The organism is Pseudomonas sp. NFACC04-2 (assembly GCF_900119265.1).
In the GTDB taxonomy this organism is placed as follows: domain Bacteria; phylum Pseudomonadota; class Gammaproteobacteria; order Pseudomonadales; family Pseudomonadaceae; genus Aquipseudomonas; species Aquipseudomonas fluorescens_AA.
The window spans coordinates 1-17,382 of record NZ_FPJC01000014.1; the positions used below are offsets into that span (position 1 = coordinate 1).

At 60.6% G+C, this 17,382-nt stretch carries 18 protein-coding genes, 1 tRNA gene and 1 pseudogene; 12 read left to right on the forward strand and 8 right to left on the reverse strand.

From position 1 onward, the window contains the following. Positions 1–127 precede the first annotated feature (127 nt). From BT125_RS18470 to BT125_RS18500, 7 genes are all read right to left on the reverse strand, one after another. Positions 128–874 (reverse strand): substrate-binding periplasmic protein, encoded by a 747-nt coding sequence (locus BT125_RS18470; RefSeq protein ID WP_072409087.1) that lies wholly within the window; start codon positions 872–874, stop codon positions 128–130. 63 nt (positions 875–937) lie between these two features. Then, complete coding sequence (gene hisF, locus BT125_RS18475; protein ID WP_072409089.1) at positions 938–1,708, reverse strand: imidazole glycerol phosphate synthase subunit HisF; 771 nt, start codon at positions 1,706–1,708, stop codon at positions 938–940. Positions 1,709–1,717: 9 nt separating this feature from the next. Then, a complete protein-coding gene (hisA, locus tag BT125_RS18480) occupies positions 1,718–2,455 on the reverse strand; it encodes a 1-(5-phosphoribosyl)-5-[(5-phosphoribosylamino)methylideneamino]imidazole-4-carboxamide isomerase (RefSeq protein ID WP_025211342.1) in 738 nt (245 codons plus the stop codon). Between the two features lie 42 nt (positions 2,456–2,497). After that, complete coding sequence (locus BT125_RS18485; RefSeq protein WP_003186749.1) at positions 2,498–2,752, reverse strand: DUF2164 domain-containing protein; 255 nt, start codon at positions 2,750–2,752, stop codon at positions 2,498–2,500. Beyond that, positions 2,752–3,390, reverse strand: coding sequence for an imidazole glycerol phosphate synthase subunit HisH (hisH, locus tag BT125_RS18490; protein ID WP_024619262.1), 639 nt, complete (start codon positions 3,388–3,390; stop codon positions 2,752–2,754). The genes BT125_RS18485 and hisH overlap by 1 nt, the downstream gene beginning before the upstream one ends. Beyond that, positions 3,390–3,983: an imidazoleglycerol-phosphate dehydratase HisB gene (gene hisB, locus BT125_RS18495; RefSeq protein WP_003186751.1), complete on the reverse strand. Its 594-nt coding sequence runs from the start codon at positions 3,981–3,983 to the stop codon at positions 3,390–3,392. The genes hisH and hisB overlap by 1 nt, the downstream gene beginning before the upstream one ends. Positions 3,984–4,275: 292 nt before the next feature. Continuing rightward, on the reverse strand, positions 4,276–5,937 hold the full coding sequence (locus BT125_RS18500; protein WP_072409091.1) for an OFA family MFS transporter: 1,662 nt from the start codon (positions 5,935–5,937) through the stop codon (positions 4,276–4,278). 418 nt (positions 5,938–6,355) lie between these two features. Here BT125_RS18500 and BT125_RS18505 point away from each other — a divergent pair, with 418 nt between their 5' ends. The 10 genes and pseudogenes from BT125_RS18505 (at position 6,356) to BT125_RS18550 (ending at position 14,957) form a co-directional block, all read left to right on the forward strand. Then, positions 6,356–8,581: an AsmA family protein gene (locus BT125_RS18505; protein WP_072409093.1), complete on the forward strand. Its 2,226-nt coding sequence runs from the start codon at positions 6,356–6,358 to the stop codon at positions 8,579–8,581. Beyond that, entirely contained in the window at positions 8,578–9,645 is a 1,068-nt protein-coding gene (mutY, locus tag BT125_RS18510; protein ID WP_072409095.1) for an A/G-specific adenine glycosylase, read from the forward strand. Before BT125_RS18505 ends, mutY begins: the two co-directional genes overlap by 4 nt. Next, positions 9,642–9,914 carry an oxidative damage protection protein gene (locus tag BT125_RS18515; protein WP_060739617.1) on the forward strand — a complete coding sequence of 91 codons (273 nt, stop codon included), beginning with the start codon at positions 9,642–9,644 and terminating at the stop codon, positions 9,912–9,914. Before mutY ends, BT125_RS18515 begins: the two co-directional genes overlap by 4 nt. A gap of 102 nt (positions 9,915–10,016) precedes the next feature. Continuing rightward, positions 10,017–10,092: transfer RNA gene (locus tag BT125_RS18520), tRNA-Phe, on the forward strand. Positions 10,093–10,208: 116 nt separating this feature from the next. Beyond that, the gene (locus BT125_RS18525; protein WP_072409097.1) at positions 10,209–10,538 is read left to right on the forward strand and encodes a DHCW motif cupin fold protein; all 330 of its coding nucleotides are present in this window, start codon (positions 10,209–10,211) and stop codon (positions 10,536–10,538) included. A gap of 61 nt (positions 10,539–10,599) precedes the next feature. After that, positions 10,600–11,007 (forward strand): hypothetical protein, encoded by a 408-nt coding sequence (locus tag BT125_RS18530; protein WP_072409099.1) that lies wholly within the window; start codon positions 10,600–10,602, stop codon positions 11,005–11,007. A 255-nt stretch (positions 11,008–11,262) separates the two neighbouring features. Further along, positions 11,263–11,535 (forward strand): annotated as a pseudogene (locus BT125_RS18535) (PDDEXK nuclease domain-containing protein); the annotation flags it as partial. A gap of 99 nt (positions 11,536–11,634) precedes the next feature. Beyond that, a complete protein-coding gene (locus BT125_RS18540) occupies positions 11,635–12,240 on the forward strand; it encodes a biliverdin-producing heme oxygenase (RefSeq protein ID WP_072409101.1) in 606 nt (201 codons plus the stop codon). Next, positions 12,237–14,471, forward strand: coding sequence for an ATP-binding protein (locus BT125_RS18545; protein WP_072409103.1), 2,235 nt, complete (start codon positions 12,237–12,239; stop codon positions 14,469–14,471). Before BT125_RS18540 ends, BT125_RS18545 begins: the two co-directional genes overlap by 4 nt. Positions 14,472–14,510: 39 nt before the next feature. Further along, complete coding sequence (locus tag BT125_RS18550; protein ID WP_072409105.1) at positions 14,511–14,957, forward strand: hypothetical protein; 447 nt, start codon at positions 14,511–14,513, stop codon at positions 14,955–14,957. An 8-nt stretch (positions 14,958–14,965) separates the two neighbouring features. On the opposite strand, the gene BT125_RS18555 is transcribed toward BT125_RS18550, so the two are convergent. Then, on the reverse strand, positions 14,966–15,415 hold the full coding sequence (locus tag BT125_RS18555; RefSeq protein WP_072409107.1) for a hypothetical protein: 450 nt from the start codon (positions 15,413–15,415) through the stop codon (positions 14,966–14,968). A gap of 397 nt (positions 15,416–15,812) precedes the next feature. Between BT125_RS18555 and BT125_RS18560 the strand changes: the two genes are divergently transcribed. Further along, positions 15,813–16,586 (forward strand): ABC transporter ATP-binding protein, encoded by a 774-nt coding sequence (locus BT125_RS18560; protein WP_072409109.1) that lies wholly within the window; start codon positions 15,813–15,815, stop codon positions 16,584–16,586. A 13-nt stretch (positions 16,587–16,599) separates the two neighbouring features. Next, positions 16,600–17,355 carry an ABC transporter substrate-binding protein gene (locus tag BT125_RS18565; protein ID WP_072409111.1) on the forward strand — a complete coding sequence of 252 codons (756 nt, stop codon included), beginning with the start codon at positions 16,600–16,602 and terminating at the stop codon, positions 17,353–17,355. The last annotated feature ends 27 nt before the right edge of the window (positions 17,356–17,382 follow it).

Genomic DNA, 17,382 nt, shown 5'->3' on the forward strand with positions numbered 1-17,382 from the left:
ATTGGCGTTCGCAGCAGATCCCCTGTGGGAGCGAGCTTGCTCGCGATGACGGCGACACATTCAACATCTCTACAAGCTGACCCACCGCTTTCGCGAGCAGCTCGCTCCCACAGGTTTGTTCCAGCGGTCAGAGATACCGCGCCATGATCGCGTCCACCGCCCCTTCCTTGCGTAGCTCATCCAAGGCAGCCTGAAGCCGGGCGACCACGTCGTCGGGCACGTCCTTGTTCAAGGCCAGGTACAGCTCGGCACTGTTGAAGCGCAGCACGGTCTTGAGATCGGTCACCCCTTCCTGACGTGCCAGGTAACGCCCGGCCGGGTCCCCGGTGGCCCACAGATCGATCTGGCCGTTGACCAGTTTCCTGGCGTTGTCCTGGTCGCGCAACACGACAATTGGCTTCAATCCCTGCTTGGCCAACGTCTCGGCAATTGCGTCGCCCTTGTAGGCACCGATCTTGTACTGACGCGCCTGCTCCAGCGAGTCGAGCGCGATCTTGCTGTCGGCCTTGGCGAGCATGATCCAATCGTCCGGACCGATGGGGCCAACCCATTTGAAAAGCTTTTCACGCTCCGGCAACCGCGCCATGACAAACACACCGTAACCCGGATTTTCCAGGGCGAGTTTGTAGATGCGCTCCCAAGGGAAACGTAGCGTCAGGCTGTAGGAGATATCGGCGCGCTTGAATATCTCGCGGACGATGTCCACGGCAATGCCATGGATATTCTCGTCCTGGGCGAAGTTCTTGCCGTTCTTGGCCATGTTGTACGGAGGAAAGTTTTCCGTCAGCAACACCAGCGATGTATCAGCGGCGCGGACCGAGCCTGCGAGCAGCAACGTGGCACCGGCAAAGGCAAGAACGAGGCGTTTGAGCATGTCGGGCTACCGCAATCCATGGTGTGCCCAAGAGTGCCTTGGGCCCGCCATGGTGTCCAGCAGTCAGCGAATGCAGATCCCGCGATGAGCCATATAGGCCTTGGCTTCCGGCACGGTGTATTCGCCAAAGTGGAAAATGCTCGCCGCCAGCACCGCACTGGCATGGCCTTCCAGGATGCCGTCGGCCAGGTGCTGCAAGTTGCCGACACCGCCGGAAGCGATCACCGGAATGCCCAGGGCATCGCTGATGGCGCGGGTGACCCCGAGGTCGAAGCCATTTTTCATGCCGTCCTGGTCCATGCTGGTCAGCAGGATTTCACCGGCGCCCAGGCTTTCCATCTTCTTCGCCCACTCGACGGCGTCCAGGCCCGTGGGTTTGCGCCCACCGTGGGTGAAGATTTCCCAGCGCGGGGTTTCGCCCGGGCCGGAGACTTTCTTGGCATCGATGGCCACGACAATGCACTGCGAGCCGAAGTGCTGGGCCGCTTCGCCGACGAACTCCGGGTTGAACACTGCCGCGGTGTTGATGGAGACCTTGTCCGCACCGGCATTGAGCAGGTTGCGGATGTCCTGCACGGTGCGCACGCCACCGCCCACGGTCAGCGGGATGAACACTTGGCTGGCCATGCGCTCAACGGTATGTAACGTGGTATCGCGCCCGTCGACGCTGGCCGTGATGTCGAGGAAGGTGATCTCGTCCGCGCCCTGCTCGTCGTAGCGCCGGGCGATTTCCACCGGGTCGCCGGCGTCACGGATGTTCTCGAACTTCACGCCCTTGACCACCCGGCCGTTGTCCACGTCCAGGCAAGGGATGATGCGTTTGGCCAGCGCCATGGTGAGTCCTCAGCCTTTGTAGGAATCGCAGAAGGCCTGGGCCTCGGCGACGTCCAGGGTGCCTTCGTAGATCGCGCGACCGGTGATCGCACCAATGATGCCCGGCGCCTTGGCGTCGAGCAGTGCCTTGATGTCACCCAGGTTGTGGATGCCACCAGAGGCGATGACCGGAATCTTGGTGGCGGCGGCCAGGGCGGCGGTGAACGGGACGTTGCAGCCCTGCATCATGCCGTCCTTGGCGATGTCGGTGTAGACGATGGCAGACACGCCGTCGGCTTCGAAACGCTTGGCCAGGTCGATCACCTGCACGGTGCTGACTTCAGCCCAGCCGTCGGTGGCGACAAAGCCGTCCTTGGCATCGAGGCCAACGATGACTTTGCCCGGGAACGCGCGGCAGGCTTCGGCGACGAATCCAGGGTCCTTGACGGCCTTGGTGCCAATGATCACGTAGCTCACACCGGCCTTGACGTAGTGCTCGATGGTTTCCAGCGAGCGAATGCCGCCGCCGATCTGGATCGGTAGGTTCGGGTAGCGCTTGGCAATGGCCGTGACCACCTCGCCATTGACCGGCTGCCCTTCGAAGGCGCCATTGAGGTCGACCAGATGCAGGCGACGGCAGCCGCCCTCCACCCACTTGGCGGCCATGCTCACCGGGTCATCGGAAAACACCGTGGAGTCTTCCATGCGGCCCTGACGCAGACGTACGCAAGCGCCGTCCTTGAGATCGATAGCGGGGATAATCAGCATCTGGCAAACCTTCAAATACGAATATTCAGCTTGGCTCGAAAATCAATTTTTCTCGAGCGCCCACAAGTCGCTTTCAATGCTTTCGAACCTTTCTTTAAGGTGCGTCTGCACATCGAAAATCGCCCTGTTGTAATAGTGCGGCGCAATTTCGCGGGTAAACAGGTCAAGAATTTCCGCCGCTTCGAACGAACCCAGGTCCAGTTCGAAACGCTCCTCCATGAACCGCTGGATCTTGCGGTTCGCTTCACTCTCCTGCTCGGGCGTGAGTGTGAGGATCGGCGGTTTCTTGCGGGCCATTACCAGCGCCCGTCCCACGCCGCGAAGTTCTGCAACAGTTGCAGGCCGTGGGTATGGCTCTTCTCCGGGTGGAACTGCACGGCGAAGCGCGAACCATCGGCCAGGGCCGCGGCGAAATCGACGCCATAGTGACCGCTGCCCACCACCTGCCGCGCATTGCCGGCGGCGATGTAGTAGCTGTGCACGAAGTAGAAGCGCGCCAGATCCGGAATGTTGTGCCACAGCGGATGATCCACCGTCTGCTTCACTTCGTTCCAGCCCATGTGCGGGACCTTCAAGTGCTCGCCGTCTTCATGCAGGCCCTTGCCGAAGAACTTCACCTGGCCCGGGAACAGCGAGATGCAGTCGACACCGTCGTTCTCTTCGCTGCGATCGAGCAAGGCCTGCATGCCCACGCAAATGCCGAGGAACGGACGATCCTGGCTGACTTCGTGCACCAGTTTGTCGAAGCCCAGACGACGAATCTCGGCCATGCAATCACGAATCGCGCCGACGCCGGGGAACACCACCCGGTCGGCTTCGCGAATCACGTCGGCATCGCTGGTGATCAGCACCTTGCCGGCACCCACATGTTCGAGGGCCTTGGCCACCGAGTGCAGGTTGCCCATGCCGTAGTCGATAACCGCGACCGTCTGCATTACAGGACGCCCTTGGTGGAAGGCATCTGGCCGGCCATGCGGTCATCGAGCTCCACGGCCATGCGCAGCGCGCGGCCGAAAGCCTTGAACACGGTTTCGATCTGGTGATGGGTGTTGTGCCCGCGCAGGTTGTCGATGTGCAGGGTCACGTTGGCGTGGTTGACGAAGCCCTGGAAGAATTCCTGGAACAGGTCGACGTCGAAACCGCCGACGGTGGCACGGGTGTACGGCACGTGCATCTGCAGGCCCGGGCGGCCGGAGAAGTCGATGACCACCCGCGACAGCGCTTCATCGAGCGGCACGTAGGCATGGCCGTAGCGACGGATGCCCTTCTTGTCGCCGATGGCCTTGGTAAAGGCCTGGCCCAAGGTGATACCCACGTCTTCCACCGTATGGTGGTCGTCGATATGCAGGTCGCCCTTGCTGACGATGTCCAGGTCGATCAGCCCGTGACGGGCGATCTGGTCCAGCATGTGCTCAAGAAAAGGTACACCGATATCAAACCGGGCCTTTCCGGTGCCATCCAGGTTGATCGAGGCTTTGATCTGGGTTTCCAGAGTGTCGCGCTCGACAGACGCCTTACGTTCGGCCATCACCAGCTCCGCAAAATCATTGGGCGAAAAAGGCAGCCATTATAGGGGCGCGAGCGGCAAACAGAAACACAAGAGGTGACATCACTGACGGGCTGAAACCCGGGCTGTCGGCGATAGACATGTCCATACAAGTCATGGACGCAAATTTTGCCATCACCCAAAAACAAATGTGGAGCGGGCTTGCCCGCGAAAGCGGTGTATCAGCCAACATCATCGTTAACTGACAGACCGCCTTCGCGAGCAAGCCCGCTCCCACAAGGGTTGCCCTCGCCGATGGGTCAGGGCAACGGTCTTAGCGGAACAACACCGCCGTCTTCTGCAGGGTCACCCACACACCCCACGCCAACGGAATGCCCACCACCAGCCAGGCGGCGATCGCCAGGGGCTTGGTGCCCGGCGCGGCTTTCCACTCCAGCGACGTGGTGCTGTCGGCACCCTTGTCGTGGCCCAGCGCCTGTTCGGCGGCCAGTTCGGCGTCGGTCATGAAGTACTTGTCGGCAACCGGACGGACCATCAGATTGCACAGGAAGCCCAGCACCAGCAGGCCGGCGAGGATGTACAAGGTGATGTCATAGGCTGCGGCGCGTTCAACGCCGATGCTCAGTTGATACTCACGCAGGTAGTTCACCAGCACCGGGCCCAGTACGCCCGCCGCAGCCCAGGCGGTCAGCAGGCGACCGTGGATTGCACCGACCATTTGCGTACCGAACAGGTCCGCCAGGTAGGCCGGCACGGTGGCGAAACCGCCGCCGTACATCGACAGGATGATGCAGAACGCCGCCACGAACAGCGCGACGCTGCCCAGGTGCCCCAGGTTCGGGATCAGCGCGTACAGGGCAAAGCCCAGGGCGAAGAACACGAAATAGGTATTTTTACGACCCAGGTAATCCGAGAAGGATGCCCAGAAGAATCGGCCACCAATGTTGAACAAGCTCAACAGACCGGTGAAGCCGGCCGCGATGGCCGCGATCTGGCCCAGTTGCACGGCGTCCAATTGACCGAACGGCAGGTCATTGCCGAGCAGCTTGCCACCGAACACTTCCTGCAACAGTGGCGAAGCCATGCCCAGGATGCCGATACCGGCGGATACGTTCAGGCACAGCACCAACCATACCAGGCGGAACTGCGGGGTTTTCCAGGCAACACTCACGTGAACGTGGCGATGGGTGATCATCGCGTTCGCGGCTTTCTTCGGTGCCGGGGTCCAGCCTTCAGGCTTCCAGCCGGTCGGCGGAACGCGGTACGACAAGGCGCCACCGATCATGAACACGAAGTAGATTGCAGCCATGACCAGGAAGCTCTGCCATACGCCCACGCCCGTCGGCGAAGCGAAATGGTTCATCAGCGCCGCGGCCAGTGGAGCACCGACCATCGCACCACCGCCGAAGCCCATGATCGCCATGCCGGTCGCCATGCCGCGCTTGTCCGGGAACCACTTGATCAGGGTCGACACCGGGGAGATATAGCCCAGGCCCAGGCCGATACCACCGATCACCCCGGAACCGACCCACATCAGCCAGATCTGGTGGGTATAGATACCCAACGCGGAAATCAGCAGGCCACCGCACCAGCACAAGGCCGATACAACGCCGGCCTTGCGTGGCCCGGCGTGTTCCAGCCAGCCACCCCAGATGGCTGCCGAGCAACCCAGGAAGATGAAGAACAGGGTGTAGATCCAGCCGAGCATCGAGATCGGCCAGTCACATTGGGACGAAAAGACTTGCGAGATGAAACTCATATCCGGCGCACAGGCCACAGGCTTGGTGACACCCAAGGCTTTGGACAGTGGCAACCAGAACACCGAGAAGCCGTAGGCCATGCCGATGCACAGGTGAATGGCCAGTGCGGCCGGTGGAACCAGCCACCGGTTGAAACCGGGCTTGGCGATGATGCGTTCCTTGGAGAGGAACGCAGGCTGGTCGGCGACGCCGCCCGCCGTGATGCTCGTGCTCATTGTGTATCCCCCAGTTATTGGAATGGTCCGTCAGCCACGCGTCACCCTCAGCCTTCATTGCACGCAGGCATGGCTGTATTTTCCGGTGAAGCTCCATAGTGTGCGACATCAAGTCGCAGAAGGGCGGACGAACGGATAAAGATTACCATTTGATCGCGACAGAAGAATCAAAGTGATATCACCTTTTTCGTGTCATCTGTCTTATCGCACTATTGTTCGCTTTCTGTAGGGGGCGAATGGTTTATTTTTCAGCAACGCCTGCACACCCGGCCCCAGCGTGCGCCTGCAAGCCAGAGCACCGGGACAGCCATCGCCTGGCTGGCGGCGAAGGATCGAAAAGCGATCGCCCAACGCACCGGCAATCCACAGCGTTATACTCCCAGGCTAAATTTTGAACTCAACCTACAAGGATTCGCCCATGAAAGCGTTCGGCAAAATCCTGGGTCTGGTACTTCTCGGGCTGTTGCTGATCATCGTGGCCCTGGGCTTTGCCCTGACCCACCTGTTCGATCCCAACGACTATAAGGAAGAGATCCGCCAGATAGCCCGCGACAAGGCCCACATCGAGCTGACCCTCAATGGCGATATCGGCTGGAGCCTGTTTCCATGGCTGGGTCTGGAATTGCACGATGCCAGCGTCGCGACCCTGGCCAGTCCGACCCAACCTTTCGCCGACCTGCAGATGCTCGGTCTTTCGGTCCGGGTGATACCGCTGCTGCGCCGGGAAGTGCAGATGAGCGATGTGCGCGTCGAAGGCCTGAACCTGCGGCTCAACCGTGACAAGAATGGTCACGGTAACTGGGAAGACATCGGCAAGGCGCCAGCCTCCGCGACGGCGGCGAACACCCCGGCACCAGCCGAGCAACCGGCACCGCCCGCCAACACCCCGACGGAAAAACCTGCCCAGCCGACCCGCCTGGACATCGACAGCCTGACCGTGAACAACGCCCGGGTCGAATACACCGACGAGCAGACCGGCAAGCTGTACACCGCCGAGAGCATCCAACTGAGCACCGGCCCGGTCCACGACTCCACCAACATCCCGGTCACCCTGACCGCTTTCCTGTCCAGCAACCAGCCGGCCGTACGGGTACGCACCGAAGTAACGGGTGAACTGCGCTTCGAGCGTGCCCTGCAACGCTACAAGTTCGAAGATCTGAAACTGTCCGGCGAAGCCACGGGCGACCCCTTGCAGGGCAAGTCACTGAACTTCGCGGCCCAAGGCCAGCTGTTCCTGGACAAGGCAGCCAATGTCGCCGAATGGACCGGCATCAAGCTGTCCCTCAACCAACTGCGCGCGTTGGGCGAACTGAAGGTCAACGACCTCGACAAGACCCCGCAATTGAACGGTGGCCTATCGATTGCCCAGTTCGACCTGGCGAAATTCGTCGACAGCGTCGGCCAGACACTGCCGGCCATGGCCGAAGGCAGCCTGAGCAAGGTCGAGCTGGCCAGCCGCATTGCCGGCACGCCGACCAGCGTCGAATTCAACAACATCAACCTGAAGCTCGACGATAGCAACTTCAGCGGTCGTATCGCCGTGGAAGACATTGCCAAACAGGCCCTGCGCGTGCAACTCAAGGCCGACACGTTCAACGTCGACCGCTATCTGCCGCCTAAATCCGCCGAGGCCGACAGTTCCAAGGCGGCCCGTGAGGCCGAAGTCAGCAACACCGAAGCCAGTGCCATGGCCGGTGTCGGCAACTCACCGCTGCCAAGCGCTCCGACCCAGGGCGCCTGGAGCAACGATCGGCTGTTTCCGGTGGAGCGCCTGAGGAAGCTGGACCTCGATGCCGACCTGACCTTCGGGCAACTGACCCTGGATAAACTGCCGATCCAGAATGCCGCGCTCAAGGCCACCGGCCTGGGCGGCCTGCTGACCCTGGAAAACCTGCGGGGCGATTTGTACAGCGGCAACTTCGAAACCAAGGGCACCCTGGATGTGCGCCAACCTACCCCACTGTTGAGCCTGCAAACCCGTATCAACCGGGTCCCTGCCGAGAAGATCATCGAAAGCCAGGGCAAGAATCCGCCGGTCAAAGGCCTGGTCACCGTCAACAGTGCGATCACCGCCACCGGTAATAGCCAGAAGGCCCTGATCGACAGCCTCAACGGCAACGCCGGGTTCGTCATCAACGATGGTGTGCTGCTCAATGCCAACCTCGAACAGCAATTGTGCAAAGGCATCGCCACCCTCAATCGCAAGTCCCTCAGCGGCGAACCCCGGGGCAAGGACACGCCGTTCCAGCAACTCAACGGCAACCTCACCTTCAACAACGGCGTTGCCCACAACCCGGACCTGAAAGTCCGCATCCCTGGCATGACCGTCAACGGCAACGGCGATATCGACCTGCGGGTGCTGGGTATGGATTACCGCGTCGGCGTCATCGTCGAAGGCGACAAGAGCGACATGCCCGACCCAGCCTGCCAGGTCAACGAACGCTACGTCGACGTCGAATGGCCATTGCGCTGCCGCGGTCCCCTGGAACTGGGAGCGAAGGCCTGCCGCCTGGACAACGACGGGCTGGGCAAGGTCGCGGCGAAACTGGCCGGTGACCGCCTCGGCGACAAGATCGATGAAAAGCTCGGTGACAAGGTCAGCCCCGAACTGAAAGATGCGCTCAAGGGGCTGTTCAAACGATGAGAGCCGAGCAGTTTTCCACCGCCGTATTGGACTGGTTCGACCGCCACGGGCGCCACGATTTGCCTTGGCAGCAAGACATCACTCCCTATCGGGTGTGGGTCTCGGAAATCATGTTGCAGCAGACCCAGGTCAGTACCGTGCTCAACTACTTCGACCGGTTCATGGCCTCGCTGCCCACCGTTCAAGCCCTGGCCGCCGCGCCGGAGGACGAAGTGCTGCATCTGTGGACCGGGCTGGGCTATTACACCCGTGCGCGCAACTTGCAGAAAACCGCGAAAATCGTCGTCGAGCAGTACGGCGGCGAATTCCCCCGAGACGTGGAAAAACTCACCGAGTTGCCGGGAATCGGCCTGTCCACCGCCGGCGCCATCGCCAGCATCAGCATGGGCCTGCGGGCGCCGATCCTCGATGGCAACGTCAAGCGAGTACTGGCGCGCTTCACCGCCCAGGAAGGCTACCCGGGCGAACCCAAGGTGGCGAAACAGCTATGGGCCACCGCCGAGCGCTTCACGCCGCAAGACCGGGTCAACGCCTACACCCAGGCGATGATGGACCTGGGCGCCACACTCTGTACCCGCAGCAAGCCCAGTTGCCTGCTCTGCCCACTGAAACAGGGCTGCGAGGCCCACATGCTGGGGCTGGAAACCCGCTACCCGATTCCCAAGCCTCGTAAAGAGGTGCCGAAAAAGCGCACCTTGATGCCGATGCTGGCCAACCACGAGGGCGCGATCCTGCTTTACCGTCGCCCTTCCACCGGGCTATGGGGCGGGCTATGGAGCCTGCCGGAACTCGACGACCTCGACGACCTGCAACACCTGGCCTTGCAACACTCGCTGGAACTGGGCAGCCAACACGAGATGCCAGGCCTGGTGCATACCTTCAGCCACTTCCAGTTGGCGATCGAACCCTGGCTGGTCCGGGTCCGGGAAACCGGCCATCACGTGGCCGAGGCCGACTGGCTCTGGTATAACCTCGCCACCCCGCCGCGCCTGGGCCTTGCCGCCCCGGTCAAAACCTTGCTCGAACGCGCGGCCGCCGTAATGAACGCAGGAGAGTTGCAATGACCCGCACCATCATGTGCCGCAAGTACAAAGAACAACTGGAAGGCCTGGAACGTGCACCGTTCCCGGGTGCCAAGGGCCAGGACATCTATGACAATGTTTCGGCCAAGGCCTGGGCCGACTGGCAGAAACACCAGACCCTGCTGATCAATGAAAAACGCCTGAACATGATGAACGCCGAAGATCGCAAATACCTTCAGGGCGAGATGGACAAGTACTTTTCCGGGGAAGATTACGCCAAGGCCGAAGGCTACGTACCGCCATCCGAATAAGCTGTTCAGCACGGGGGCGAATCGTAAGCGACGGTAATAGTTAAATATTTTTTGAAAACTTGCTTGACGCCCCCCTGAAAAACCCGTTTAATGCGCCCCGTTGCCCAGATAGCTCAGTCGGTAGAGCAGGGGATTGAAAATCCCCGTGTCGGCGGTTCGATTCCGTCTCTGGGCACCAAATACCGAAAACCCCGATCAAGCAATTGATCGGGGTTTTTTATTGCCCGGCATTTCCTTCCTCCGTCTTGTCGACTCAGCTACATTCGTCCGCTCCCCTCTGGCAAACGAGTCGACATGGACATCACCGGCATCCCCTTCGGCACGACCGATTGGTCAACCATCGAACCTACCGAGCACCAAGGCGTCACCGGAACCGCCTATTGGCGCACGCGGCAATTCGGGAATATTCGGGTACGGATGGTGGAATACACCGCCGGGTATCTGGCCGACCATTGGTGCACCAAGGGCCACATCCTGTTTTGCCTCAAGGGCGAGCTCAATACCGAACTCGAAGACGGTCGGCAATTTTTGCTCAAGCCCGGCATGAGCTATCAGGTGGCCGACCAGGCCGAGCCTCATCGATCCTCCACCACATCGGGGGCTACGCTCTTCGTCGTGGATTGAGATTCGAAGCGTCCGCGTTGAAGCTGTAGGATAGATGGCCTTATCCATCAGGAATCCGACCATGTCATCGGCGAACAAACAGCACAAGCGCAGCCAGCGCGCCAAGGCGAAAGCCAAGCAGAACCGTACTCGGCGTGCTGCTGCGCCGAACGATTTCCTGGACCCGAACGACGAGCGCATCGATCTGGAAACCGTGGACCTGACGGAGCTGTTCCAACTCATGAGCGCCGCCGAAAAGGTCAGCCAGAAGGCGATGTGCGAAGCGTTCCTGGCCCATCCCCTGCTGGCGCTGGTGCTGGAACAGGAAGGAGAGGAAGAAGCGACCGACTTCATCATTACCGCATTGATCGAATACCGCCGCCTGACCACGGGCGTGGATGAGCAGACCGCGCTGGACTGGGTGGAAAGCAAGCCATTCCAGGCCGATTATGTGGCTGCGTCCCAGGCGCTGGCCCAAGGCCAGGACTGACTATCAGACCGGGGCACGATGGATGACGCCCTGCGGGGATAGCTCCTACAAACCAAGGTCAACCAACATGGGGCGGCGTCATACCCGTCCTGCGTCAATCCACTATTTTTCCTCCCAAGCAATCAGCCCCGTCCGGCATCATCGAAACATCGCTTGATGCATCCTTGCAGTCCGCCCCTCTCAATGGTTGGACACTGCGATGACGCCACTGCTGCCCAAGATGACCCTCAGCTCGCCCCCTTGATCAACGAACTCGGCGAGCTGAGCCATCAGGACATCGGGCAGATGGACATGTATGTGCGCCTCTACGACGACCTTAAACGCGGGCCGGATGACAAACCCACCGTCGGCATCATTCTGTGCGCCCAGAAAGACGAATCGCTGGTGCGTTACTCCGTATTGCAGGGCAATGAGCAATTGTTCGCCAGTCAATACAAGCTGGTGCTCCCCTCGGAAGAAGAGCTGTGCAATGAGCTGAATCGCGAACGAGCGCGACTCGGCGAGCAGCTCGCAGGCGCAGCGACTTGAGGAAATGAGGGCCGATACCCGATGACTGCATCCCCAAAAACCCATGTAAGATTTATGCGTTTCTTTCAGCAACGCTCCAGTCAAAGAACTCTACCCTGCATGTCATCGGCCCCACCCTACCCTTCTCTGATCCAGGCATTGCGGACCGAAACCGCTGAACTGCACATCGCCTTGGAAAAACGCCTGCCGTTTTTCTCCGAACAGCTGGACTTCGATCTGTATCGGCGCCTGATGGCGGCCTACTACGGTTTCTATCAACCGTTGGAGCAACGTCTTCATGTACTTGCACTGACGCCGACCGGGCTGGACCAATCCCTACGGATCAAACTTCCGGTGCTGCGGGCGGATCTCACGGCACTGGGCCTGGAAGAAGCCGCTATCGAAGCGCTGCCCACCTGCCAGGCATTGCCGCTGATCGACTCCCGTGCCGCCGCACTCGGCGTGTCCTATGTGCTGGAAGGTGCAACACTCGGGGGGCAGATCCTGCGGCGCAGGGTGGCCGAGAAGCTGCGGCTTGACGCCTCTAGCGGAGCAGCCTTCCTCAACGTGTATGGCGAGCTCACTGGCCGACGCTGGAAGGATTTCCTCCAATACCTGGACGACAGGAACCTTGGCGAGGCCCAAGTGTTCGAAGTCACACGCGCCGCCAAGGCGACGTTCTCTCATTTTGAACACTGGCTGGACAGCCAAAAGGTATTGTTATGAACACGGAAAACCAGGAAGCCTTCGAAGAACTGCTGGCCAATTGCGCAGACGAACCGATTCGCTTTCCCGGGACCATCCAGCCTCATGGCGTATTGCTGATGCTGTCCGAGCCCGATTTCGTGATCCGTCAGGTCAGCGCCAACGTGTTGCAATTGATGGCGCAGGATCCCCACAGGCTGCTGGGCCAGACACTCGACACCCTGTTGGGGCTGGAACAGGCCGAGGCGATCCTCATCGCCTGCCGCGCCGCCCCGGAAAGCGACAACGTGCCCGTGGCGATTGTCGTGAACCAGCAACGCTTCGACGCCCTGGTGCATCGCCATCAGGGCGCCCTGATCGTCGAATTGGAACAGCACCTGAGCGACTATCGCCCCGAAGGGGTCAGCGGCGAGGCCAACATGGGCCGCATGCTGCAACGCCTGCAAAGTGCGAAAACCCTCCAGGCCCTGTACGAAATCAGTGTGAGGGAAATCCAGGCCATGACCGGTTACGACCGGGTGCTGATCTATCGCTTCGAGGAAGAAGGCCACGGCCAAGTGATTGCCGAGGCCAGCGCACCGTCGATGGAGCTCTACAAGGGCCTGTTTTTCCCGGCGTCGGATATTCCCGAACAGGCTCGCGAGCTGTATCGCATCAACTGGCTGCGGATCATCCCCAACGCCGACTACACGCCAGTGCCACTGGTTCCGCAATTGCGGCCTGACACCCAGGCGCCCCTGGACCTGAGTTTTGCCACACTGCGCAGCGTCTCGCCGATCCACCGCCAGTACATGAAAAACATGGGTGTGCTGTCGTCCATGAGCATCTCGTTGATGGAAGGCGAACGCTTGTGGGGGCTGATCAGTTGTGGCAACCGCCAGCCGCTGCTTGTCCCCCATGAAATGCGCATGGCCTGCCAGACCATCGGCCAGGTGCTGTCATTGCAGATCAGCGCCATGCAAGCCCTGGAGCTGACTCGGCAACGGGACGCCAAACTGGAAGACCTCAAGGTCCTCGCCGCGGTGATGGCCGAGTCCAGCGACAACGTCTTCGATGGCCTGTCCCAAGAGCCGCAACGCCTCATGGAGCTGACCGGCGCCAGTGGCGTCGCGATTCTCGAGGACAACAAGCTGCACCGCTACGGCCAGTGCCCGGAACCGGAGCAGATCCGCGAGCTGCACAAATGGATCCTGGAAACCGGCAAGCCGGTGTTCTCTCACCATAACCTGGGCAGCGTCTTCGCTCCTGCCCAGGCTTATCAGAACGTTGCGAGTGGCGTGCTGGCGATCCACTTGCCCAAGCCTGTGGAGAACGGCGTGCTGTGGTTCCGCCCCGAGGTCAAGCAAACCCTCCAATGGAGCGGCGACCCACAAAAACCCCTGGACCTGGAAAACAGCGAGACCGGTCTGCACCTACGGCCCCGGACGTCTTTCGAGATCTGGAAAGTCGAAATGGCCGGCATCAGTACCAAATGGACCCATGGCGATCTGTTCGCCGCCAACGACTTGCGGCGCTCGGCCTTGGAAAACGACCTGGCCCGCCAGGTGCACAAGGAACGCCTGGCCGTGCAGGCCCGCGATGAACTGGTGGCCGTGGTGTCTCATGACCTGCGCAGCCCGATGACGGTCATTTCCATGCTGTGCGGCATGATGCAAAAGGCCTTCAGTTCCGACGGTTCCCACAGCTCCAAGCGTATTGCCTCAGCCATCGACACCATGCAACAGGCTACCAGCCGCATGAATGCCCTGTTGGAGGACCTGCTGGACACCTCGCGCATCGACGCCGGGCGCTACACCATCAATCCCCAGCCGATGGACGTCAGCCAGATCTTCGAAGACGCCTGCTCGCTGCTGACGCCGCTGGCCGCGGCCAAGGCCATCGACATTTCCTTCAATGCCGAACCGAACCTGAGGATCAATGCCGACCCCGAGCGGCTGTTCCAGGTGTTATCCAATCTGATCGGCAACGCCATCAAGTTCACGCCACAGCAGGGCTCCGTGGGCATCAGTGCGATGTCCGTCGGTAACGAGATCGTGTTCAGCGTTCGCGACACCGGTGAAGGGATTTCGCCAGAGCAGTTGCCTCATGTTTTCGAGCGCTACTGGACGACCAAGGAGGGCAACCCGAACGGCACCGGACTGGGGTTGTACATTTCCAAGGGGATTGTCCAGGCCCATGGCGGTAAACTGCATGCCGAAAGCCAGCCAGGCCAGGGCAGCGAATTCCGCTTCACCGTGCCGAAAATCGACTGAGCCGGGCACCGCCCCTAACGAATTGGAAACCGAAGCCCAATGGCCTCACTGAACAAACAGCAAAAACGCGCCAAGCGCGCCAAAGACAAAGCCAAGCAAATCCGCATGAGCGGGCGCAAATCGATCCCGATGTATGGCGATCCGGCCCACGCCACCGCCCAGCCACCGGTCTACGTGCTGGAACTGTTCGCCAAGCTGCGCGAAGCCGAGGCCGTCAGCCGCAGTGAAATGCTCGACACGCTGCTTACGTCCCTGAGCGAGATGATCATCGAACGCCCAGGCCTGCTCGACCTGAAAAACGCTGAAAACGAAAGCATGGCGGCGACCAACCTGGCCGCCGACATGCTGGTGGACTACCGCATGTGGGTCGAAGACATGGACCGCGAGACCGCCCAGCGCTGGCTCAGCACTCCGGAGTTCATCAAGGACTTCAGCGAAGCGCTGGACCGCTATCGCCAGTCGATGGAAGCACCCGCCAGCGAATAAGCTGGTCGCTATTCGTCACTGTTCCAATGGAACACCAGGTTGCGCGCGGCCCCGCTGCCTACCTCAGCAGTGTCGCGTCGCGCCTCCCCGTTGCGCGTCGCCACCACGTTGTACTTGCCCGGCGGCAGCTGCACATAAACCAGCGGCCCCGCGTCGCTGAGCGTCAACAATGTTTGTCCCGATGCGTTCTGCACGGTCACGTCCACATCGGGGACGTATTTGTTTTCCGGGCCGATCGCGAATGTCATGTGCAGGTTGTAGCCATGGGCCTGCCCGATGGCCCGGGCTTCGTCCTCGCCGATACCGCCGGACAGATAAGTGACGCCGTTCTGTTGCTGTGGCTGGACTTGCACGCCAGCACTGTCTACCGGAGCCAGGTTCGTGGCGTTGAGCATGATCGGGAACAACAGCGCACCGAGCAGAAGGAAGGGCAGCAAGAAGTAATGGTTATGCTTCATGGCGAGGACTCCAAGTACTGGAAACAGCTCATGAGTTCTCTTTTTTTTTTTGAGTACGCAACAAGGTTTAGATCTATTGGCGATGAACGGAAACCGAGAACCCACTCAAAGCACAGCGACACGCTCATCCGGTTAACCCTTCCAACCCCCGCCCAAAGCTGGCACCATCGCGCCTTTTTTCACGCGACTCCCCGGGTTTTTCACCGGTAAACAGGGTTCAAACGGCCGTTCGGTTGTTGATGGCGCGACAGACTGCTGTGCCGATGCGACAACCTGCCACACATCCCCGGTTTACCAGGCGAAGCGCTGTTGGCTGTCATTCGGACGCATGCTAGCTTGGCCGCCTCGCCACGGAAGGCAGCCAACAGCAAGGGAGCACACACCATGAGGACCGCACATGGCCCAGGCCACGCCCGCGCTTGAAATCCGCAACCTGCACAAACGCTACGGACAGCTGGAGGTGCTCAAGGGCGTCTCGCTGACCGCCCGCGACGGCGATGTGATCTCAATCCTCGGATCCTCCGGGTCCGGCAAGTCCACGTTTCTGCGCTGCATCAACCTGCTGGAAAATCCCAACTTGGGCCAGATCTTGGTGGCCGGCGAAGAGCTCAAGCTCAAGGCCGCGAAAAACGGTGAACTGGTGGCCGCTGACGGCAAACAGATCAACCGCCTGCGCAGCGAGATCGGTTTTGTGTTTCAAAACTTTAACCTCTGGCCGCACATGAGCGTGCTCGACAACATCATCGAAGCGCCACGCCGGGTGCTTGGCCAAAGCAAAGCCGAAGCCATCGAAGTGGCCGAAGCGCTGCTGGCCAAGGTCGGCATCGCCGACAAGCGCCACGCCTACCCGGCCGAACTGTCGGGCGGCCAGCAGCAACGCGCGGCCATCGCCCGCACCCTGGCGATGCAGCCCAAGGTGATTCTGTTCGACGAACCCACCTCCGCCCTTGACCCGGAAATGGTCCAGGAAGTACTTAATGTGATCCGCGCCCTGGCCGAAGAAGGACGCACCATGCTGTTGGTCACCCATGAAATGGGGTTCGCCCGCCAGGTTTCCAGCGAAGTGGTGTTTCTCCACCAAGGCATGGTCGAAGAACAAGGATCGCCACAGCAGGTCTTCGAAAACCCGCTTTCGGCGCGCTGCAAACAATTCATGTCCAGCAACCGCTAACGGAGCAGTACACATGCAGACTTACAAGAAATTCCTCCTGGCCGCAGCGGCCAGCCTGGCCTTCTCGGCCAGCGCCATGGCGACCGAAAAGCTGAAGATGGGCATCGAAGCGGCCTACCCGCCATTCAATAACAAGGACGCCAGCGGCCAGGTCGTGGGGTTCGATAAAGACATCGGCGACGCCCTGTGCGCCAAGATGAAAGTCGAGTGCGAAGTCGTCACCTCCGATTGGGACGGTATCATCCCGGCCCTGAACGCCAAGAAATTCGACTTCCTGATTTCCTCGCTGTCGATCACCGAGGAACGCAAGCAGGCGGTGGACTTCACCGACCCGTACTACTCCAACAAACTGCAGTTCATCGCGCCGAAAAACGCCGAGTTCAAGACCGATAAGGACTCGCTCAAAGGCAAGGTCATCGGGGCACAACGGGCGACCCTGGCCGGCACCTGGCTGGAAGACGAACTGGGTAGCGACATCACCACCAAGCTCTACGACACGCAGGAAAACGCTTATCTGGACCTGACCTCCGGCCGCGTCGATGCGATCCTGGCGGACAAATACGTCAACTATGACTGGCTGAAAACCGAGGCCGGCCGCGCCTACGAATTCAAGGGCGACCCGGTGGTGGAAAGCGACAAGATCGGCATCGCCGTACGCAAGGGTGACAACGAGTTGCGCAACAAACTGAACGCCGCGCTCAAGGAAATCGTCGCCGACGGCACCTACAAGAAAATCAACGACAAGTACTTTCCGTTCAACATCTATTGATGCTGACGTACCCGGCCGACGCTGCCA

What these genes read in the sequence shown, in the direction of transcription:
- BT125_RS18470 (WP_072409087.1), bottom strand. Translation starts at nt 874, where the DNA reads ATGCTCAAACGCCTCGTTCTTGCCTTTGCCGGTGCCACGTTGCTGCTC.
- hisF (WP_072409089.1), bottom strand. Translation starts at nt 1,708, where the DNA reads ATGGCGCTGGCCAAACGCATCATCCCTTGCCTGGACGTGGACAACGGC.
- hisA (WP_025211342.1), bottom strand. Translation starts at nt 2,455, where the DNA reads ATGCTGATTATCCCCGCTATCGATCTCAAGGACGGCGCTTGCGTACGT.
- BT125_RS18485 (WP_003186749.1), bottom strand. Translation starts at nt 2,752, where the DNA reads ATGGCCCGCAAGAAACCGCCGATCCTCACACTCACGCCCGAGCAGGAG.
- hisH (WP_024619262.1), bottom strand. Translation starts at nt 3,390, where the DNA reads ATGCAGACGGTCGCGGTTATCGACTACGGCATGGGCAACCTGCACTCG.
- hisB (WP_003186751.1), bottom strand. Translation starts at nt 3,983, where the DNA reads ATGGCCGAACGTAAGGCGTCTGTCGAGCGCGACACTCTGGAAACCCAG.
- BT125_RS18500 (WP_072409091.1), bottom strand. Translation starts at nt 5,937, where the DNA reads ATGAGCACGAGCATCACGGCGGGCGGCGTCGCCGACCAGCCTGCGTTC.
- BT125_RS18505 (WP_072409093.1), top strand. Translation starts at nt 6,356, where the DNA reads ATGAAAGCGTTCGGCAAAATCCTGGGTCTGGTACTTCTCGGGCTGTTG.
- mutY (WP_072409095.1), top strand. Translation starts at nt 8,578, where the DNA reads ATGAGAGCCGAGCAGTTTTCCACCGCCGTATTGGACTGGTTCGACCGC.
- BT125_RS18515 (WP_060739617.1), top strand. Translation starts at nt 9,642, where the DNA reads ATGACCCGCACCATCATGTGCCGCAAGTACAAAGAACAACTGGAAGGC.
- BT125_RS18525 (WP_072409097.1), top strand. Translation starts at nt 10,209, where the DNA reads ATGGACATCACCGGCATCCCCTTCGGCACGACCGATTGGTCAACCATC.
- BT125_RS18530 (WP_072409099.1), top strand. Translation starts at nt 10,600, where the DNA reads ATGTCATCGGCGAACAAACAGCACAAGCGCAGCCAGCGCGCCAAGGCG.
- BT125_RS18540 (WP_072409101.1), top strand. Translation starts at nt 11,635, where the DNA reads ATGTCATCGGCCCCACCCTACCCTTCTCTGATCCAGGCATTGCGGACC.
- BT125_RS18545 (WP_072409103.1), top strand. Translation starts at nt 12,237, where the DNA reads ATGAACACGGAAAACCAGGAAGCCTTCGAAGAACTGCTGGCCAATTGC.
- BT125_RS18550 (WP_072409105.1), top strand. Translation starts at nt 14,511, where the DNA reads ATGGCCTCACTGAACAAACAGCAAAAACGCGCCAAGCGCGCCAAAGAC.
- BT125_RS18555 (WP_072409107.1), bottom strand. Translation starts at nt 15,415, where the DNA reads ATGAAGCATAACCATTACTTCTTGCTGCCCTTCCTTCTGCTCGGTGCG.
- BT125_RS18560 (WP_072409109.1), top strand. Translation starts at nt 15,813, where the DNA reads ATGGCCCAGGCCACGCCCGCGCTTGAAATCCGCAACCTGCACAAACGC.
- BT125_RS18565 (WP_072409111.1), top strand. Translation starts at nt 16,600, where the DNA reads ATGCAGACTTACAAGAAATTCCTCCTGGCCGCAGCGGCCAGCCTGGCC.